The sequence below is a fragment of the Enterobacter sp. E1 genome, assembly GCF_016809815.1.
Taxonomy (GTDB): domain Bacteria; phylum Pseudomonadota; class Gammaproteobacteria; order Enterobacterales; family Enterobacteriaceae; genus Enterobacter; species Enterobacter adelaidei.
Map to the genome: position 1 here is coordinate 338,318 of NZ_JAFBJM010000002.1, position 18,067 is coordinate 356,384.

Sequence of the window (18,067 nt, forward strand, 5' to 3'; positions counted from 1 at the left end):
TTAGCGGTCCACATCTGACATAACAAAATCGATACTACCCAGATACACAATCAGGTCGGAGACCAGACTGCCGCGGATGGCGGACGGGATCTGCTGCAGATGCGCAAAACTCGGCGTACGCACGCGGGTACGGTAGCTCATGGTGCTGCCGTCACTGGTCAGGTAGTAACTGTTAATACCCTTGGTCGCTTCAATCATCTGGAAGGATTCTTGTGCCGGCATGACCGGGCCCCAGGAAACCTGCAGGAAGTGGGTGATCAGGGTTTCGATATGTTGCAGCGTGCGCTCTTTCGGCGGCGGCGTCGTCAGCGGGTGATCCGCTTTGAACGGGCCTTCCGGCATGTTGTTGAGGCACTGCTCAAGAATGCGCAGACTCTGGCGCAACTCTTCCACTTTCAGCATCACGCGGGTGTAGCAGTCGGAAACGCCGCCGCCAACCGGGACTTCAAAGTCGAAGTTCTCATAGCCAGAGTAAGGACGGGCTTTACGCACGTCGAAATCAATACCGGTCGCACGCAGACCTGCACCTGTCGTACCCCACTCCAGCGCCTCTTTCGCACCGTAGGCAGCAACGCCCTGGGAACGGCCTTTCAGAATGGTGTTACGCAGTGCGGCTTTCTCGTAAGAGGCCAGACGTTTTGGCATCCAGTCGAGGAATTCACGCAGCAGACGGTCCCAGCCGCGCGGCAGATCGTGTGCCACACCGCCAATACGGAACCAGGCAGGGTGCATACGGAAACCGGTAATTGCTTCAACCAGATCGTAGATTTTCTGACGGTCGGTAAAGGCGAAGAAGACCGGAGTCATCGCACCCACGTCCTGAATGAACGTAGAGATGTACAGCAGGTGGCTGTTGATACGGAACAGCTCGGACAGCATAACGCGGATCACGTTAACACGATCCGGCGTAACGATACCCGCCAGTTTCTCAACGGCCAGCACGTATGGCATTTCGTTTACGCAGCCGCCGAGATATTCGATACGGTCGGTATACGGAATGTAGCTGTGCCAGGACTGACGCTCACCCATCTTCTCAGCACCACGGTGGTGGTAGCCGATGTCAGGCACGCAGTCGACAATCTCTTCGCCGTCAAGCTGAAGAATAATACGGAATGCACCGTGCGCAGACGGGTGGTTCGGACCGAGGTTAAGGAACATGAAGTCCTCGTTGTCGGTACCGCGCTTCATGCCCCAGTCTTCCGGCTTGAAGGTCAGCGCTTCCATCTCCAGATCCTGCTTGGCTTTGGTCAGCTCAAACGGATCGAATTCGGTGGCACGTGCCGGGTAGTCTTTACGCAGCGGGTGGCCAGTCCAGGTATGCGGCATCATGATGCGCGTCAGGTGCGGGTGGCCATCGAAGGTCATGCCGAACATTTCCCAGGTTTCACGCTCATACCAGTTGGCGTTCGGGAAAAGTTTGGTGATCGTCGGCAGATGCATGTCGTTTTCAGACAATGCCACCTTGAGCATGATATCCGTATTGCGGTCTATTGAGATCAGGTGGTAGAAAACGGAAAAATCCGCAGCAGGGAGGCCCTGGCGGTGGGTACGCAGACGTTCATCCATGCCGTGTAAGTCAAACAGCATGACGTACGGTTTTGGCAATTTCTTGAGGAAATCGACAACTTCCAGTAATTGCTCACGCTTCACCCAAACAACGGGTACCCCGGTGCGGGTAGCCTGAACAGTAAAGGCATCCGGCCCAAAACGGTTGCGCAGTTCGCCAATGACTGGGTCATCCAGATGATCCCGGGTCTGCCAGGCGGCTTCTTGCGCGGTTAAGTCGGTCATATTGTTCACCATTGCAAATGGTCCGTGGTGACTGTTGAGCCTGGCTTCGCGCTATTTGAGTAGTGATATGCGAAGGTGTTCTCCAGGCCTACAGGCGCAAATTAAATTTCGTCAGGCGTACGCAGATTGGTGACGGCAATACGTTCACCACGTTTACGCTCGCGCTCAGACTGCATGTTCGCGCGATACACACCCTGATCGCCAACAACCCACGACAGTGGGCGACGTTCTTTACCGATAGACTCCTGCAGCAGCATCAGCGCCTGCATGTAGGCTTCCGGGCGTGGCGGACAACCCGGGATGTACACATCCACTGGGATAAATTTATCTACGCCCTGCACGACGGAATAGATGTCGTACATACCGCCAGAGTTTGCACATGCGCCCATGGAGATTACCCATTTTGGCTCCAGCATCTGGTCATAAAGACGCTGAATAACAGGTGCCATCTTGGTAAAGCACGTACCGGCTACCACCATCAGGTCAGCCTGACGTGGGGAAGCACGCAGTACCTCTGCCCCAAAACGCGCAACGTCATGCACCGCAGTGAATGACGTCACCATTTCAACGTAGCAGCAAGAAAGGCCAAAGTTGTAAGGCCAGATGGAGTTCTTACGACCCCAGTTGACCATATCGTGCATGGCATGCTCGAGTTTGCCCATGTACACGCTTTTATTGACTTCTTGCTCCAGGGGGTCGGTTACGATCTCCTGTTTTTGCAGGGGGTAACGGTCATTCTCACCGTTAGGATCTATGCGGGTGAGCGTATAATCCATCTTATTGCCTCGCTGTTACTGCTGACGATTAGAGATACTGTTTTCCGGGTTGATGTGTTCACGACGTGAACGCGCAGGCGTCCAGTCAAGCGCGCCAATGCGCACCAGATAAACCAGACCGGCCAGTAGCACTAAAATGAAAATTGCGGCCTCGACAAAGCCCACCCAACCACTTTCGCGGATGGACGTTGACCATGCGAAAAGGTAAAGCGCTTCCACGTCAAAGATGACGAAGAACATGGCTACCAGATAGAACTTGGCAGACAGGCGTAAGCGAGCGGAACCTACTGAATCAATACCTGATTCGAAAGGTGTGTTTTTGTGCCTTGCACGGGCGCGACCGCCCAGGAACCAGCCGCCGACTAACATCAGGCAGCACAGGCCAATGGCTACAATAAGAAAGATTGCGAATGCCCAGTGATGAGCGATGACTTCTGTGGATGTTGACATACTCATTGCTTACTCATCAAAAGTGATACCTACGACACTGCTCTTGCTGGCAGATGGGCATCACATCGATTCATGGGGAGGAACAAATAACCTTACACTAACTGTCAGAAATGAGACGGAGACAGCAAAATGATGGGGTTTTTTACTCCTTTCTATAACCTATTGTCAACTTTAACAAAGGTTTCTTCACATTAAATTACATCGAGCGATTCTCATTAACATTTGGTGCCCTTTAACCCTGGTGGGTGCATGACTTTCCGTCAAATGTATGTTGTTGAATCGTGTCCGTTTCGGAAGTAAAAAAAATAACCCTCCTATTTTGACAGGATTTGCCAGCGATTCCTCCCCCCAAATAGGAGTATTTTCTTGATCTGCGACACGCTTTTGTTAATTCAACCGGAAAAACGGCAACATATTTCCTGTTTTTTTAACATGGGAGAGATGTGGATGAAGTTAGAACGGGAAACGGACAAGTTTTAAGCAAAAGCATTTAGCCTATTGATAAATAGAGAGTATCCTGAAAATCCATGCGTCATAAGCGGGTATTATTGCCAAAAAAAAGCCACTGCATGCGAAAATGGCATGAGCGGCTTTTTTTTACACTTACATTTTGTTACCAGAATTTTGAGCTATTGATCACTCAAAATCACCTTCAACGATCAGGGAATCATCCCCCCCTTCGGAGGTAACGTGTTCGAACTGCCACGGGTTATGGTAGTTTTCCATTGCCTCGAACACCACTTTCGCCAGCTCGTTATGGGTGGACGAGTTGTGGCAAAGCAGATATTCCGTATCGGGCAACACCGGAAGACCATCAGACTTACCCAACACACGCAGATCAGGGCTCATCATCTCTACCGGGCGTGCCGTTACGCCAAGCCCTGCTTTCACAGCAGCGCGAACCGCTGGCAACGTGGAAGCCACATACGCTAAACGCCACGGAATATTGGCTTCATTTAACGCCGTCAGCACCATATCGCGGAAAGGACTTGGGTCATCCAGTAAAACCAGTGGAACAGGCTCCCCTTTTTGCAGCACATATTCTGCTGCGCAATACCAGTGCGTTGGCGATGTACGCAACGTCAGGCAATCAAACTGCCCGGGACGATGCGTGGTGACCACCAGGTCGACCTTTTTCTCATCTAACATCTCAACCATAAAGGCATTGCGTTTTACGCTCACATCCAGCGCAAGCTTCGGATAAACCGAACTAATTCGATTGAGAAGGAACGGCAATATCGTATCTGCTGACTCATCAGATGCCCCTAAGGTTAACACCCCCTGGAGGTTGCTAAACATTAATGACATACATGCTTCATCATTAAAGCGAAGAATTTTCCTGGCATAACCCAGAAGCTGAATACCGTGTTCCGTTAAGAGCTTATTACGCCCATGACGGGCAAAAAGCTCTTTACCAACCAGTTGCTCCAGCCGCTGCATTTGCTGGCTAACGGCGGACTGGGTTCGGCAAACGGCGGCAGCAGCAGCTGCAAAAGTGTTGAGATCGGCGACCGCAACAAACGTTCTCAGCAGATCGAGGTCGAGATTCATTATCGGACGATTTGCATTTATCATATCTATTCACTTTCAGGTTGCTCGTGCGGAGCTGCCCGGGTTGAAGCTGTGTGTAACAGTTAAGCAATTCCCTCTGAAGGTTTTCCCTCGCATCCCGGCCCGGCAGACTGCCTGACAGATAGTTATTGTGCTGCTTTATATCAACAGTCAGAAAGCACGTTTCATGACGTTATTTTTATTCTCTTAAACGTTCAGGATATTTAGATGTTCGCAGGGTTATGTAAATTACATTAAAGGTACAACACCTTTTCTGCCATCTATATCGCAGCGCTGTCAACGTAGCGGGAAATGTTCGACACATCCCAGCCAGAGATAACTCCAACAATAACAATCAATTAATTCAGATAAGCAGTTCCAGATAAACAAAACATATGCATCTGTTGCCTGCTTTCCTGAAAGACATCTTAACCCAAATCCACTTTATTTATAAGTCTTATTGCAATATTGCGGATTAAAACGGGTTGTTAACCTTCTAAACTGATTTTATTAATATTAACTAAAGTTGCATTTTGTTCGTTAATAATAAATAAATTTTAATTTAGATTAAGGTCTTTCATTAATAATGCTTAACATTAATTTCACATGAGTAACTTTTAGCCACATCATGCTATTACGGTCAAATGTAGCAAGCATTCAGGTTTTACGAAAAGTCACGCAGCGTGACTTCCCACTCGGAGCCGCTCGCCAGTTATTTTCGCCAGCACAATATACAGCATTTTTCCAAATGAACAGTACAATTAACCTAAGCATGTGCTGTGCGCATAACTTTAAGACAGTAAAGAGGCACATCTATAGCGAAATAGATTCACCAGACTTTTGCTCTCTTCACAAAATCTTCTACTGCACACCCTTCAAAACGAAGCGAGGGGGGAGTACATTATTCCGTGCTAACTTCCACGGCAGGGAGTGGCAATAATAGCAAAAAGGTTAAGGTTCATGTCCCCTATCGAAAAATCCAGCAAGCTAGATAACGTCTGTTATGACATCCGTGGCCCGGTTCTGAAAGAGGCAAAACGCCTGGAAGAAGAAGGCAATAAGGTTCTTAAACTCAACATTGGTAACCCTGCGCCATTTGGTTTTGAAGCGCCGGATGAAATTCTGGTTGATGTGATCCGCAACCTACCCACCGCACAAGGCTATTGCGATTCAAAAGGACTTTACTCCGCGCGTAAAGCTATCATGCAGCACTATCAGGCTCGCGGTATGCGTGATGTTACCGTTGAAGATATCTATATTGGTAACGGCGTCTCTGAACTGATCGTGCAGGCGATGCAGGCGCTGCTGAACAGCGGCGACGAGATGCTGGTACCTGCGCCGGACTACCCGCTTTGGACGGCAGCCGTATCCTTGTCCAGTGGGAAAGCGGTGCACTACCTGTGCGACGAGTCTTCTGACTGGTTCCCGGATCTCGATGATATTCGCGCGAAAATCACCCCTCGTACGCGTGGCATCGTGATTATTAACCCGAACAACCCTACGGGTGCGGTCTATTCCAAAGAACTCCTGATGGAGATCGTCGAGATCGCCCGTCAGCACAACCTGATCATCTTTGCCGACGAAATTTACGACAAGATCCTGTACGACGCGGCGCAGCATCACTCTATCGCCGCGCTGGCACCAGACTTGCTGACCGTGACCTTTAACGGTCTGTCTAAAACCTACCGAGTGGCCGGTTTCCGTCAGGGCTGGATGGTATTGAACGGCCCGAAAAAACACGCCAAAGGCTATATTGAAGGGCTGGAGATGCTGGCCTCCATGCGTTTATGTGCCAACGTACCGGCGCAGCACGCGATCCAGACGGCGCTCGGTGGCTATCAGAGCATCAGCGAGTTTATTGTCCCTGGCGGTCGTCTGTACGAACAGCGTAACCGCGCATGGGAACTGATCAACGACATCCCTGGCGTTTCGTGCGTGAAGCCGAATGGCGCGCTCTATATGTTCCCGAAAATTGACGCGAAGCGCTTCAATATTCATGACGACCAGAAAATGGTGCTCGATTTCCTGCTGCAGGAAAAAGTGCTGCTGGTTCAGGGGACGGCGTTTAACTGGCCGTGGCCGGATCACGTGCGTATCGTGACGCTGCCGCGCGAAGACGATCTCGAAATGGCCATCAGCAGATTCGGGCGATTCCTTTCCGGCTATCATCAGTAATCTTAAAAATCAGGCTACCTCGGTAGCCTGATTTGCATCTTCCCTCCCCTCCCCGCACAATGAAGTCTGTCGCAGTGAAGACAAAAGGTACCTTATGAGTCAGAGTCATTTCTTTGCCCACCTCTCCCGCCTGAAACTCATCAACCGCTGGCCGCTGATGCGCAACGTGCGCACTGAGAATGTATCGGAGCACAGTTTGCAGGTTGCCATGGTTGCTCACGCGCTGGCCGCCATTAAAAACCGCAAATTTAACGGCCAGGTCAACGCGGAACGCATTGCCCTGCTGGCGATGTACCATGACGCGTCTGAAGTGCTGACCGGCGATCTACCTACGCCGGTGAAATATTTCAACTCGCAGATTGCGCAGGAATATAAGGCCATCGAGAAAATTGCCCAGCAGAAGCTGATCGATATGGTGCCTGAGGAGTTACGCGATATCTTTGAGCCACTGATCGATGAGCATCAGTACACGGAAGATGAAAAGTCGCTGGTCAAACAGGCCGACGCGCTATGCGCCTACCTGAAGTGTCTGGAAGAACTCTCTGCAGGAAACAACGAATTTTTACTGGCGAAAACACGTCTGGAGAAAACGCTGGAATCCCGCCGCAGCGAAGAGATGGATTATTTTATGCAGGTGTTTGTACCGAGCTTCCATTTATCGCTGGACGAGATTAGCCAGGATTCACCGTTGTAACTTTTGCCGGGTGGCGGCTTCGCCTTACCCGGCAAAATTCTCAGAACGGGAACAGGACCGGTATCAATAGCACGCACACCAGCATCACCAGCACGGTGAACGGCACGCCCAGTTTCACAAAATCGCTGAATCGGTAGTTCCCCGGCCCCAGTACCAGGGTATTGACCGGTGAAGAGACTGGCGTCATAAACGCTGCTGATGCCGCCATCGCCACCATCATCGCAAAGGGATACGGCGACACGCCCATGGATTTCGCCATCGCCAGCGCAATTGGCGCCATCAATACCGCCGTCGCGGTGTTTGAGATAAACAGACCGATGGTGGCGCACATAATAAACAGGCAGACCATCATCATGTACGGCCCATACCCGCCGCCAACGTCCATCAAACCTTTAACGATCAGATCTACCCCGCCGGTTTTTTGCAGCGCCAGGGCGAAGGGCATCATCCCGACGATGAGAATAATGCTCGGCCAGTGAATCGCTTTATACGCACTTTCGGCGTCAATACAGCGGAATTTTCCCATCAGTAAACAGGCAATAATCGCCGCCACAGGGTTAGGTATTTCATCGGTCAGCATCAGCGCTACCATTAGCACCAGACAAAAAATGGCGTGGGGAGCCTGACTGTGGGCCGGAGAGGCATCGCTCTCCTCAACTGGCATGTTGAGCACCACAAAATCACGCCCTTTTTGCCCGAGCTGGCTGATGAGCTTCCAGTTACCGACGACCAGAAAAATATCCCCCAACTGGATAGGCTCATCCACGACGGCCCCATCCATCGCGACGCCATCACGCTTCAATCCCACCACGTTTAAACCATAGCGGGTTCGGAAGCCGATTTCGCGCACGGTTTTGCCCAGTAGTTCCGATTCCGGGATCAGCGACACTTCGGCCATGCCGACATCGAGCGCCTGGTCTGAGAAATACTCTCCGCGAAGTACCATCGGCTCCAGCATTTGCTCGCTGCAGAATTCACGCAGATCCACATCTGCGGTGGACATATCAATCAGCAGGACATCCCGCGCACGAAATTCCGAAACCCCGTTAACGTTGACGATAACCCGACGAAAACGACGCCAGCGCTCTACACCGATCACATTCGCGCCATAACGTTCACGCAGCCTCAGGTCGTCAAGCCGCTGCCCAACCATCGGCGAACCGGGGCGAATGGCCAGACGGCGCGCACGCCCTGTGAGGCGGTACTCTTTGATCAGATCGCGGAAGGTACGTCGCTTCCAGCCCTCTTTGGTTTTATCCTGCTTTTCCCCTTTCAGAGCAAAACGGGTCAGCAGCATGTAGACCACGCCCAACAGAAGAATGACCAACCCAAGCGGGGTGACGCTGAAAAAACTGAACCCCTGGAATCCTTCCCGGATCAGCTCGCTGTTAACGACCAGGTTTGGCGGCGTTGCCACCAGCGTCATCATACCGCTGATCAAACCCGCAAAACTCAAAGGCATCATCAGGCGCGACGGCGAGGTCTGCATCCGCATGGAAACACTCAGCACCACCGGGATAAAAATCGCCACCACGCCCGTTGAGCTCATAAACGCCCCCAGCCCGGCGACGGTCAGCATCAGATAGATCAACATCTTTGTTTCACTGCTACCGGCCACCTTCACCAGCCATGCTCCCATGATGGTCGCTACGCCGGTACGCACCAGTCCATCGCCAATAATAAACAGGGCGGCAATCAGAATGACGTTGGGATCGCTAAACCCGGAGAAGGCTTCCGGCAGCGTGAGCGTACCGCTCAGCACAAAAGCAACGATGATAAACAAGGCGACCGCATCCATACGCACCTTGCCCGTGGCGAAAAGAATGATGGCGATTAAAAGCAGGCTAAGGACCCAAATCAGTTCACCGTTCACAACATGTCCTTGTCAGTGGGAGATGAGAATTTTTTACCATAAAAAAGCCCCAACAAGGTGGGGCTATATCATGGGATTACATTTTCAGCGAGACGGTTACAACGCCGTCTGGTGCTTTTGAAACAGCCAGTGCCGTCAAAGAATCAAGTACAAAGTCCGCTTCACTCAGCCGGGGGGAACCCGTCGGAACGTTGACGGCGATAACGTGGCTACCGGCGTTTAACCCGGCAAGGACGCCTGCTGCTGCATCTTCGACCACTACACACTCTGCCGGAGCGAGCCCCAGCAATTCAGCACCCAGTAAAAAAGCGTCGGGTTCAGGTTTTCCGCGCTTAACGCGCTCCGCCGTGATAAACACTTCGGGCGTTGGCAGACCTGCCGCCTTGTGTCGGGCGTGAGCAACCGGCACGGAACCGGAGGTGACAATCGCCCATGGGATCTGTGCCTCGTTCAGATGCTCAAGCAGTTCGCGTGCCCCTGGTAATGCAGTGATGCCGTCCGTATCGGTGGCTTCAATGTGTTCCAGGTATTTGAACTCCGCCTGAATGTCGTCCTCAGAGCGTCCGGCCAGGAAGTGCCTTAGCGAGGTTATGGCCTGTTTGCCATGGATAAAATTCAGCACATCCTGATGGTCGATGCCATGTCTGTCAGCCCAATGGCACCAGGAGCGCTCCACAACCGGCAGCGAATCCACCAGCGTACCGTCCAGATCAAACAGAAAACCTCTACACTGCACACGCACCTCCGTCAGGCATTAATGATTTGTTGAATTTCGTTGCTGCTTAAATGGTACTGGCGCGGACAGCCGTGCCACGCGCTCAACATGCGCTGGTATTTATCCCACATTGGGGTCTGCGCGTTGAAGCCGTGAGTGCCCGCATCAAAGTGGGTATAACGCCCCTCGGTATTCACCATAAAGCGAACATAGCTCAGATAACGCGCTTCTGTAGCAGCATCAAAGCCTAAGAAGGTGACACGGCGCTCGTCAATGGACTGCTGATCTTTAAGATTCGTCCAGGACACATGCAGGGCGTGATACATCTCCATAATGTCGATCACGATGCGGCAGGTTTCTTCTTTCAGCTCACCAAACTCGCGATCCAGTTCGCGCATTTGCAAACCAAAGCCGCGTTCGACGATGGTCTGCAGGCGGCTGTAGCGCGCAGCGTTATCGGGATCAAGCATAGTCATCATCTTGTACTGGTTAGACAAAATCAGACGTTGAGCATGGGTCATTTCCATCTTTCGACTCCTGTAGCGCATTGCACTTAAAAAAAAGACACGGTAACTGATTGTTACTGTGCCTTCTTTTAATAGTCGTTTCGATGATCAATCACAAATCATCGAGGAATGTTTTATCAAGTTGCTTAAAAGCTCGCTTAAGCGTGTCGGCCAGCGCCTGGTAATCCGGCTTGCCTTCGACCGGGGCAAGCGCCTGGCCTGCCTCTTCCAGTTTTCCGCGAACTTCATAAAACCAGTGTAAAATAGAAGGCGGAAGCGGTGTGATGGAGCGTTTACCTAACCACCAGAGCCCCTGCATTGGCAGACTTAACGCGAAAAGCGCCGTCGCGACCGCCGGACCAAGCTGACCGCCCAACGCGATTTGCCAGCACAGGGTAAAGATAGCGACGGGAGGCATAAATCGAATCGCATAGCGCGTTGCGCGGATGGTACGATTCTCTATAAACATGGGTGCAAGACGCTTTTCCATCGGCCACGTCTTTGCGTAATGCTGTCCCCGACGAAACAGACTAAAGAAATTTACGGTCGGGTTCTCTGGTGTCGACATGGCTGTACCTCAACTTCACATATAAAATTTAAAATTTTCGTGCAAAACCACAACAGGCGATGACAACGTTCAAAATATTTTGTCATCCCTACCCCGTATCGGGTATCCTGTGCCAGCCTGATAGGGCCATAGACGAGAATCATTAACTCGTCAAATTATCGCATATTATGCCATTGTCTGAAAAATGTTCAAAATGGCATAAAATCATAGGTATTTCTTTCATCATGCCAGAATGTTCGTTTGGCATGATGTTAATCATAAATGTCTGAGTCATCATGCGTTACGCTGTTAGACTCACTGACGTTTTTTTAGCCACGTATCAATAATAGGTACTTCCATGTCGAGTAAGTTAGTACTGGTTCTGAACTGCGGTAGCTCCTCACTGAAATTCGCCATCATCGATGCGCTCAACGGTGACGAATACCTCTCTGGTTTGGCCGAATGTTTCCATCTGCCTGAAGCACGTATCAAGTGGAAGATGGACGGCAGCAAACAAGAAGCGGCTTTAGGTGCAGGCGCCGCTCACAGTGAAGCGCTGAACTTTATCGTTAACACTATTCTGGCACAAAAACCAGAACTGTCTGCTCAGCTGACTGCGATTGGTCACCGTATCGTCCACGGCGGCGAAAAATACACCAGCTCCGTCGTGATCGACGACTCTGTTATTCAGGGCATCAAAGATGCTGCCTCGTTTGCACCGCTGCACAACCCGGCGCATCTGATCGGTATCGCTGAAGCGCTGAAATCCTTCCCGAATCTGAAAGATAAAAACGTGGCCGTGTTTGACACCGCGTTCCATCAGACCATGCCGGAAGAGTCTTACCTCTATGCCCTGCCATACAGCCTGTACAAAGAGCACGGTGTTCGTCGCTACGGCGCGCACGGCACCAGCCACTTCTATGTGACTCAGGAAGCGGCAAAAGTACTGAACAAGCCAGTTGAAGAGCTGAACATCATCACTTGCCACCTGGGCAACGGTGGTTCTGTTTCTGCTATCCGCAACGGTAAATGCGTTGATACCTCCATGGGTCTGACCCCACTGGAAGGTCTGGTGATGGGTACACGTTCCGGTGATATCGACCCGGCGATTATCTTCCACCTGCACGACACTCTGGGCATGAGCGTTGATCAGATCAACAAGATGCTGACCAAAGAGTCTGGCCTGCTGGGTCTGACCGAAGTGACCAGCGACTGCCGTTATGTTGAAGACAACTACGCAGAAAAAGAAGACGCTAAACGTGCAATGGACGTTTACTGCCACCGTCTGGCGAAGTACATCGGCTCTTACACTGCGCTGATGGAAGGCCGTCTGGACGCGGTTATCTTCACCGGTGGTATCGGTGAGAACGCGGCAATGGTGCGTGAACTGTCCCTGGGCAAACTGGGCGTTCTGGGCTTCGACGTTGATCACGAGCGTAACCTGGCTGCCCGTTTCGGCAAGTCTGGCTTCATCAACAAAGAAGGCACCCGCCCGGCTATCGTTATCCCAACTAACGAAGAGCTGGTCATCGCGCAAGACGCAAACCGTCTTACCGCCTGATTCCACACCGCCAGCTAAGCTGGCGGTGCTGTTTTGTAACCCGCCCAATTTCGGCGGTAACGAAAGAGGATAAACCGTGTCCCGTACTATTATGCTGATCCCTACCGGAACCAGCGTCGGCCTGACCAGCGTCAGCCTTGGCGTTATCCGTGCTATGGAACGCAAAGGCGTTCGTCTGAGCGTTTTTAAGCCAATCGCCCAGCCTCGTGCCGGTGGCGATGCGCCAGACCAGACCACCACCATCGTTCGCAAGAACTCCAATCTGCCAGCGGCTGAACCGCTGAAGATGAGCCACGTTGAGTCTCTGCTGTCCAGCAACCAGAAAGACGTGCTGATGGAAGAGATCATCGCCAACTACCACGCTAACACGCAAGACGCGGAAGTGGTGCTGGTTGAAGGTCTGGTCCCGACCCGCAAACACCAGTTTGCCCAGTCTCTGAACTTCGAAATCGCGAAAACCCTGAACGCAGAGATCGTTTTCGTGATGTCTCAGGGCACTGATACCCCTGAGCAGCTGAACGAGCGTATCGAACTGACTCGCAGCAGCTTCGGCGGCGCGAAAAACACCAACATCACTGGCGTAATCGTTAACAAACTGAATGCGCCAGTTGATGAGCAGGGCCGTACTCGCCCTGATCTGTCCGAGATCTTCGACGACTCCTCCAAAGCGAAAGTCATCAAAGTTGATCCGGCTAAACTGCAGGAATCCAGCCCGCTGCCAGTACTTGGCGCGGTACCATGGAGTTTCGATCTGATTGCCACCCGTGCAATCGACATGGCGCGTCACCTGAACGCCACCATCGTTAACGAAGGCGACATCAATACCCGCCGCGTGAAATCCGTGACCTTCTGTGCGCGTAGCATTCCGCACATGCTGGAACACTTCCGCGCAGGTTCCCTGCTGGTAACGTCTGCAGACCGTCCTGACGTCCTGGTTGCAGCGTGCCTGGCCGCGATGAACGGCGTGGAAATCGGCGCCATCCTGCTGACCGGTGCCTACGAGATGGACCCGCGCGTCAGCAAACTGTGCGAACGCGCGTTTGCCACTGGCCTGCCAGTCTTCATGGTGAACACCAACACCTGGCAGACCTCTCTGAGCCTGCAGAGCTTCAACCTGGAAGTACCGGTTGATGACCACGAGCGTATCGAGAAAGTTCAGGAATACGTTGCGGGTTACATCAACGCAGACTGGATCGAATCCCTGACGGCGACCTCCGAGCGCAGCCGTCGTCTGTCTCCTCCTGCGTTCCGTTATCAGCTGACCGAGCTGGCGCGTAAAGCGGGCAAACGCGTTGTTCTGCCAGAAGGCGACGAACCTCGTACCGTTAAAGCGGCGGCTATCTGTGCAGAACGCGGCATCGCGACCTGTGTGCTGCTGGGCAACCCGGACGAGATCAACCGCGTAGCGGCCTCTCAGGGCGTTGAACTGGGTGCCGGTATCGAAATCGTTGACCCGGAAGTGGTTCGCGAAAGCTATGTTGCACGTCTGGTTGAGCTGCGTAAGAGCAAAGGCATGACCGAAGCCGTTGCGCGTGAACAGCTGGAAGACAACGTAGTGCTGGGTACGCTGATGCTGGAGCAGGACGAAGTTGACGGCCTGGTTTCTGGTGCAGTTCACACCACTGCGAATACCATTCGTCCGCCATTGCAGCTGATCAAAACAGCGCCAGGCAGCTCTCTGGTTTCTTCCGTGTTCTTCATGCTGCTGCCTGAACAGGTTTATGTTTACGGTGACTGCGCGATTAACCCGGATCCAACTGCAGAGCAGCTGGCTGAAATCGCTATCCAGTCTGCTGACTCCGCGATTGCCTTCGGCATCGAACCACGCGTGGCCATGCTCTCTTACTCTACCGGTACCTCTGGTGCAGGTAGCGATGTAGAGAAAGTCCGTGAAGCAACTCGTCTGGCACAGGAAAAACGTCCTGACCTGATGATCGATGGCCCGCTGCAGTACGATGCTGCGGTTATGGCTGACGTTGCGAAATCCAAAGCGCCGAACTCACCGGTTGCAGGTCGCGCGACCGTGTTCATCTTCCCTGATCTGAACACCGGTAACACCACCTACAAAGCGGTACAGCGTTCTGCAGACCTGATCTCCATCGGGCCAATGCTGCAGGGTATGCGCAAACCTGTGAACGACCTGTCCCGTGGTGCGCTGGTAGACGATATCGTCTACACCATCGCGCTGACCGCGATCCAGTCTTCACAGCAGCAGTAAGTTTTACTGCAACAAAAAGGCGACCCTCTGGTCGCCTTTTTTATTTACAGCAGCTCACGCGCCGCCGACACAATGTCATGTGCTGTCAGGCCATACTCCTTCTGCAGGAAATCCTGTGTCCCCACCTGGCCATAACGCTCCTTCACGCCAACCCGACGCATCGGTACCGGGCAGGTTTCTACCAGCACTTCCGCAACGGCTGAACCCAGCCCGTTATGAATACTGTGGTTTTCGCAGGTGACGATACGCCCGGTTTTCTCGGCGTAGTTTTTCACCAGCATCCGGTCGATAGGCTTCAGGGTAAACATGTCGATGACCGCCGCGCTGACGCCCTCCTTCTCCAGCTGACGCGCCGCTTCCAGTGCTTCCGCCACCATAATGCCATTGGCAATCAGGGTAATATCGGTGCCTTCGCGCAGCACATTGCCTTTGCCGATGGTAAACGTCGAGCCAGGCGCGTACACGCTCGGTGCTTGCTTACGGATGGTACGTACCCAGTAGAAGCCTTCGAGGTCGATAAGCTGGCGCAACACGTCTTCAAACATTACCGCGTCGGTGACTTCCAGCACCACCGAGTGCGCCAGACCGCGAACGATACCCATGTCTTCAAACGACATATGCGTTCCGCCGTTGTGGCAGGCCGTCACGCCTGCATCTGAAGCTATCACCTTCACGTTGTTGCGCTGGTAGTCAAGGGACATAAACAGCTGATCAAAACAGCGACGGCTGGCGAAGGCGGTAAAGGTATGAACAAACGGTTTACGCCCGGTGAGAGACAACCCTGCAGCCGTACCAATCACGTTCGCTTCCATGATGCCGCAGTTAATCACATGCTGCGGATAATCACGCGCCACGCTATCCATCGCCATAGAGCTCATCAGATCCGCTTCAAGGGCGATAATCTCACTTCCCGCCTCAATCTGCTTAGCCACAAAACTCGCGTAGACTTTACGCATCTCAATGGCATCTTTCTGTCCTGCTGGTGCAACCTTAATCATGTGTAGCCTCCAGTTGGCGGATAGTCTCATCGAGGGCCGCTTTGCTCTCTGCGGTCAATCGCAGATGGTGCGAGTTACTGAGCTGCTCCAGATACGGCACCCCCTGCCCTTTAATGCTGTCCAGGATCACCACTCTTGGGCGAGCATCTTTCGCCGGAACCAGAGAGGTCACTTTCAGCAGCGCCGGAATATCGTCTCCTTTGACCGTCACCACGTCATAGCCAAAAGCGCGGAATTTTCCTTCCAGGTCGAACGCACAGATAATATCGTCCAGCTCGCCATCCAGCTGCTGCTTGTTCCAGTCCACAAATACCGTCAGGTTGTTCAGGCGATGGTGCGCAATAAACTGGAACGCTTCCCAGCACTGCCCTTCGTTCAGCTCGCCGTCACCGACGATGCAAAAGACTCTGTTTGGCCGCCCTGCCAGCTTGTGCGACAGCGCCATTCCCCCGGCAATGGAGATCCCTTGCCCCAAGGATCCCGTGGTGGCATCCACGCCACGCGTTTTCAGGCGATCCGGATGGCTTGGCAGTCGGGTACCGTTCTGGTTCAGTGTGCTCAGTTCTTCCACCGGGAAGTAACCCTTGATCGCCAGCGTGCTGTAGAGCGCCGGGCCCGCATGACCTTTCGACAGGACAAAGTAGTCACGCTCTGGCCAGTCCGGATCGGCCGGGTCGATTTTCATCACCGCACCGTACAGCACGGCCAGCGTTTCAACCACCGACATACTGCCACCGTAGTGTCCAAAGCCCAGCTGCGTCAGGGATTTCAGGGTCTCAAGACGGATCTGACGTGCGAGTTCGGTTATCTCTTTCTCATTCATGATTTGGCTCCGGTGTTTTCCTGCGCGTTACCGCCTGCAGGTTTGTTTTTCGCGAAGACGTTGTACGCCACCAGCAGCGCGAATAGCGCCACAACCAGCCCGGTAATGGCAAGCGGCGACAGGAAGCGCGCCAGGTTGCCGAGCACAATCCCAACCGCGCCGAAATCTGCGTCCGAGAACGTTGTGTTAGCAAAGCCAATTGCGCCCAGCACCGGTAATAGCAGTACCGGCAGGAAGGTGATCAGCAGCCCGTTGGCAAAGGCGCCAATCATTGCCCCGCGACGTCCACCGGTGGCGTTACCGAACACGCCCGCCGTTGCGCCGGTGAAGAAGTGCGGCACCACGCCCGGGAGTATCAGTACCCAGTTAAACTGGCCGCAGATGATCAGCCCCACAATCCCACCCAGAAAGCTGAACAGGAAGCCAATCAGCACCGCGTTTGGTGCATACGGATAGACCACCGGGCAGTCCAACGCCGGGCGCGCATTGGGCACCAGTTTTTCCGAGAAGCCGGTAAAGGCCGGAACGATTTCCGCCAGGATCAGGCGCACACCCTGCAGGATGATGAACACGCCCGCCGCGAAGGTAATCGCCATGATGATGGCGTAGACCAGGTAGTTCTGACCGCCGCTGAAGGTGGCCTCAACGTATTCACGCCCGGCACTCACCGCCATGATCAGATAGATAATCATCATGGTCAGCGAGATGGAGATGGAACTGTCGCGAAGGAAGCTCAGGTTCTTCGGCAGGTTCATCTCTTCGGTTGAGCGGGAGCCTTTGCCAACCTTGCTGCCAATCCAGCCGGAAAGCACATAGCCCAGCGTGCCGAAGTGACCAAAGGCGATATCGTCGTTACCGGTGATACGCTTCATATAACGCTGCGCAATTGCCGGGAAGAAGGCCATTACCAGGCCGAGGATCAGCGAGCCGGTAAAGACCAGCCCTACGCCTTCAAAGCCCGCTACCGTCAGGATCACACCAATCATGCACGCCATGTAAAAGGTGTGATGCCCGGTCAGGAAGATATACTTCAGGCGGGTAAAGCGAGCGACGATAATATTCGCCACCATCCCGAAGGCCATAATCAGTGCGGTCGCGGCACCGTATTTCTCAAGCGCAATCGACACAATCGCTTCATTGTTTGGAATAATCCCCTGGATAGTAAAAGCGTGCTCAAACATGCCGCCTAAAGGATTTAATGACCCTACCAGTACTGTGGCACCACCACCCAGCACAATAAATCCCAGGATAGTTTTAATTGTCCCTTTCACCACGTCCGAAAACGCTTTTTTCTGTGCAACCAAACCGATTAACGCAATTAACCCCACCAGCACAGAAGGGACTTTTAATATATCAACAACGAAATTCAGCGTTTCAAGGATAAACATA

The 18,067-nt window shown here is 52.9% G+C and carries 15 protein-coding genes; 4 read left to right on the plus strand and 11 right to left on the minus strand.

What is annotated here, in order from left to right:
• The 4 genes from nuoC to lrhA form a co-directional block, all read right to left on the minus strand.
• A complete protein-coding gene (gene nuoC / locus JGF26_RS07735) occupies positions 1-1,803 on the minus strand; it encodes an NADH-quinone oxidoreductase subunit C/D (protein ID WP_028016245.1) in 1,803 nt (600 codons plus the stop codon).
• 89 nt (positions 1,804-1,892) lie between these two features.
• Positions 1,893-2,567, minus strand: coding sequence for an NADH-quinone oxidoreductase subunit NuoB (gene nuoB / locus JGF26_RS07740; RefSeq protein ID WP_003861482.1), 675 nt, complete (start codon positions 2,565-2,567; stop codon positions 1,893-1,895).
• A 15-nt stretch (positions 2,568-2,582) separates the two neighbouring features.
• Positions 2,583-3,023, minus strand: a complete 441-nt coding sequence (gene nuoA / locus JGF26_RS07745) for an NADH-quinone oxidoreductase subunit NuoA (RefSeq protein ID WP_014171000.1) — start codon at positions 3,021-3,023, stop codon at positions 2,583-2,585.
• A 630-nt stretch (positions 3,024-3,653) separates the two neighbouring features.
• Complete coding sequence (lrhA, locus tag JGF26_RS07750; protein ID WP_028016244.1) at positions 3,654-4,592, minus strand: transcriptional regulator LrhA; 939 nt, start codon at positions 4,590-4,592, stop codon at positions 3,654-3,656.
• 936 nt (positions 4,593-5,528) lie between these two features.
• Between lrhA and alaA the strand changes: the two genes are divergently transcribed.
• Positions 5,529-6,743: an alanine transaminase AlaA gene (gene alaA / locus JGF26_RS07755; protein ID WP_003861471.1), complete on the plus strand. Its 1,215-nt coding sequence runs from the start codon at positions 5,529-5,531 to the stop codon at positions 6,741-6,743.
• Positions 6,744-6,837: 94 nt separating this feature from the next.
• Positions 6,838-7,437, plus strand: a complete 600-nt coding sequence (gene yfbR, locus JGF26_RS07760) for a 5'-deoxynucleotidase (protein ID WP_028016242.1) — start codon at positions 6,838-6,840, stop codon at positions 7,435-7,437.
• Positions 7,438-7,477: 40 nt separating this feature from the next.
• On the opposite strand, the gene JGF26_RS07765 is transcribed toward yfbR, so the two are convergent.
• The 4 genes from JGF26_RS07765 to yfbV form a co-directional block, all read right to left on the minus strand.
• Complete coding sequence (locus JGF26_RS07765) at positions 7,478-9,310, minus strand: SLC13 family permease (RefSeq protein ID WP_134707711.1); 1,833 nt, start codon at positions 9,308-9,310, stop codon at positions 7,478-7,480.
• A gap of 76 nt (positions 9,311-9,386) precedes the next feature.
• Positions 9,387-10,046: a sugar phosphatase gene (locus tag JGF26_RS07770; protein WP_049005854.1), complete on the minus strand. Its 660-nt coding sequence runs from the start codon at positions 10,044-10,046 to the stop codon at positions 9,387-9,389.
• A gap of 11 nt (positions 10,047-10,057) precedes the next feature.
• The gene (locus tag JGF26_RS07775; RefSeq protein WP_028016239.1) at positions 10,058-10,552 is read right to left on the minus strand and encodes a YfbU family protein; all 495 of its coding nucleotides are present in this window, start codon (positions 10,550-10,552) and stop codon (positions 10,058-10,060) included.
• A 91-nt stretch (positions 10,553-10,643) separates the two neighbouring features.
• On the minus strand, positions 10,644-11,099 hold the full coding sequence (gene yfbV / locus JGF26_RS07780) for a terminus macrodomain insulation protein YfbV (RefSeq protein ID WP_028016238.1): 456 nt from the start codon (positions 11,097-11,099) through the stop codon (positions 10,644-10,646).
• 337 nt (positions 11,100-11,436) lie between these two features.
• On the opposite strand from yfbV, the gene ackA reads away from it, so the two are divergent.
• A complete protein-coding gene (gene ackA, locus JGF26_RS07785; RefSeq protein ID WP_028016237.1) occupies positions 11,437-12,639 on the plus strand; it encodes an acetate kinase in 1,203 nt (400 codons plus the stop codon).
• A 76-nt stretch (positions 12,640-12,715) separates the two neighbouring features.
• A complete protein-coding gene (gene pta / locus JGF26_RS07790) occupies positions 12,716-14,857 on the plus strand; it encodes a phosphate acetyltransferase (protein ID WP_134707710.1) in 2,142 nt (713 codons plus the stop codon).
• A 44-nt stretch (positions 14,858-14,901) separates the two neighbouring features.
• Here the strand turns inward: pta and JGF26_RS07795 are convergent, their stop codons facing one another.
• From JGF26_RS07795 to JGF26_RS07805, 3 genes are read right to left on the minus strand one after another with little or no spacing between them, the layout of a single operon-like run.
• Positions 14,902-15,855, minus strand: coding sequence for a transketolase family protein (locus JGF26_RS07795; protein WP_049005858.1), 954 nt, complete (start codon positions 15,853-15,855; stop codon positions 14,902-14,904).
• The gene (locus JGF26_RS07800) at positions 15,848-16,678 is read right to left on the minus strand and encodes a transketolase (protein WP_134707709.1); all 831 of its coding nucleotides are present in this window, start codon (positions 16,676-16,678) and stop codon (positions 15,848-15,850) included. Before JGF26_RS07800 ends, JGF26_RS07795 begins: the two co-directional genes overlap by 8 nt.
• Positions 16,675-18,066, minus strand: a complete 1,392-nt coding sequence (locus JGF26_RS07805) for a PTS ascorbate transporter subunit IIC (RefSeq protein WP_028016233.1) — start codon at positions 18,064-18,066, stop codon at positions 16,675-16,677. The genes JGF26_RS07800 and JGF26_RS07805 overlap by 4 nt, the downstream gene beginning before the upstream one ends.
• Between the last annotated feature and the right edge of the window lies 1 nt (position 18,067).

What these genes read in the sequence shown, in the direction of transcription:
- lrhA (WP_028016244.1), bottom strand. Translation starts at nt 4,592, where the DNA reads ATGATAAATGCAAATCGTCCGATAATGAATCTCGACCTCGATCTGCTG.
- JGF26_RS07805 (WP_028016233.1), bottom strand. Translation starts at nt 18,066, where the DNA reads ATGTTTATCCTTGAAACGCTGAATTTCGTTGTTGATATATTAAAAGTC.
- JGF26_RS07795 (WP_049005858.1), bottom strand. Translation starts at nt 15,855, where the DNA reads ATGATTAAGGTTGCACCAGCAGGACAGAAAGATGCCATTGAGATGCGT.
- nuoB (WP_003861482.1), bottom strand. Translation starts at nt 2,567, where the DNA reads ATGGATTATACGCTCACCCGCATAGATCCTAACGGTGAGAATGACCGT.
- nuoC (WP_028016245.1), bottom strand. Translation starts at nt 1,803, where the DNA reads ATGGTGAACAATATGACCGACTTAACCGCGCAAGAAGCCGCCTGGCAG.
- nuoA (WP_014171000.1), bottom strand. Translation starts at nt 3,023, where the DNA reads ATGAGTATGTCAACATCCACAGAAGTCATCGCTCATCACTGGGCATTC.
- ackA (WP_028016237.1), top strand. Translation starts at nt 11,437, where the DNA reads ATGTCGAGTAAGTTAGTACTGGTTCTGAACTGCGGTAGCTCCTCACTG.
- yfbV (WP_028016238.1), bottom strand. Translation starts at nt 11,099, where the DNA reads ATGTCGACACCAGAGAACCCGACCGTAAATTTCTTTAGTCTGTTTCGT.
- alaA (WP_003861471.1), top strand. Translation starts at nt 5,529, where the DNA reads ATGTCCCCTATCGAAAAATCCAGCAAGCTAGATAACGTCTGTTATGAC.
- JGF26_RS07775 (WP_028016239.1), bottom strand. Translation starts at nt 10,552, where the DNA reads ATGGAAATGACCCATGCTCAACGTCTGATTTTGTCTAACCAGTACAAG.
- yfbR (WP_028016242.1), top strand. Translation starts at nt 6,838, where the DNA reads ATGAGTCAGAGTCATTTCTTTGCCCACCTCTCCCGCCTGAAACTCATC.
- JGF26_RS07800 (WP_134707709.1), bottom strand. Translation starts at nt 16,678, where the DNA reads ATGAATGAGAAAGAGATAACCGAACTCGCACGTCAGATCCGTCTTGAG.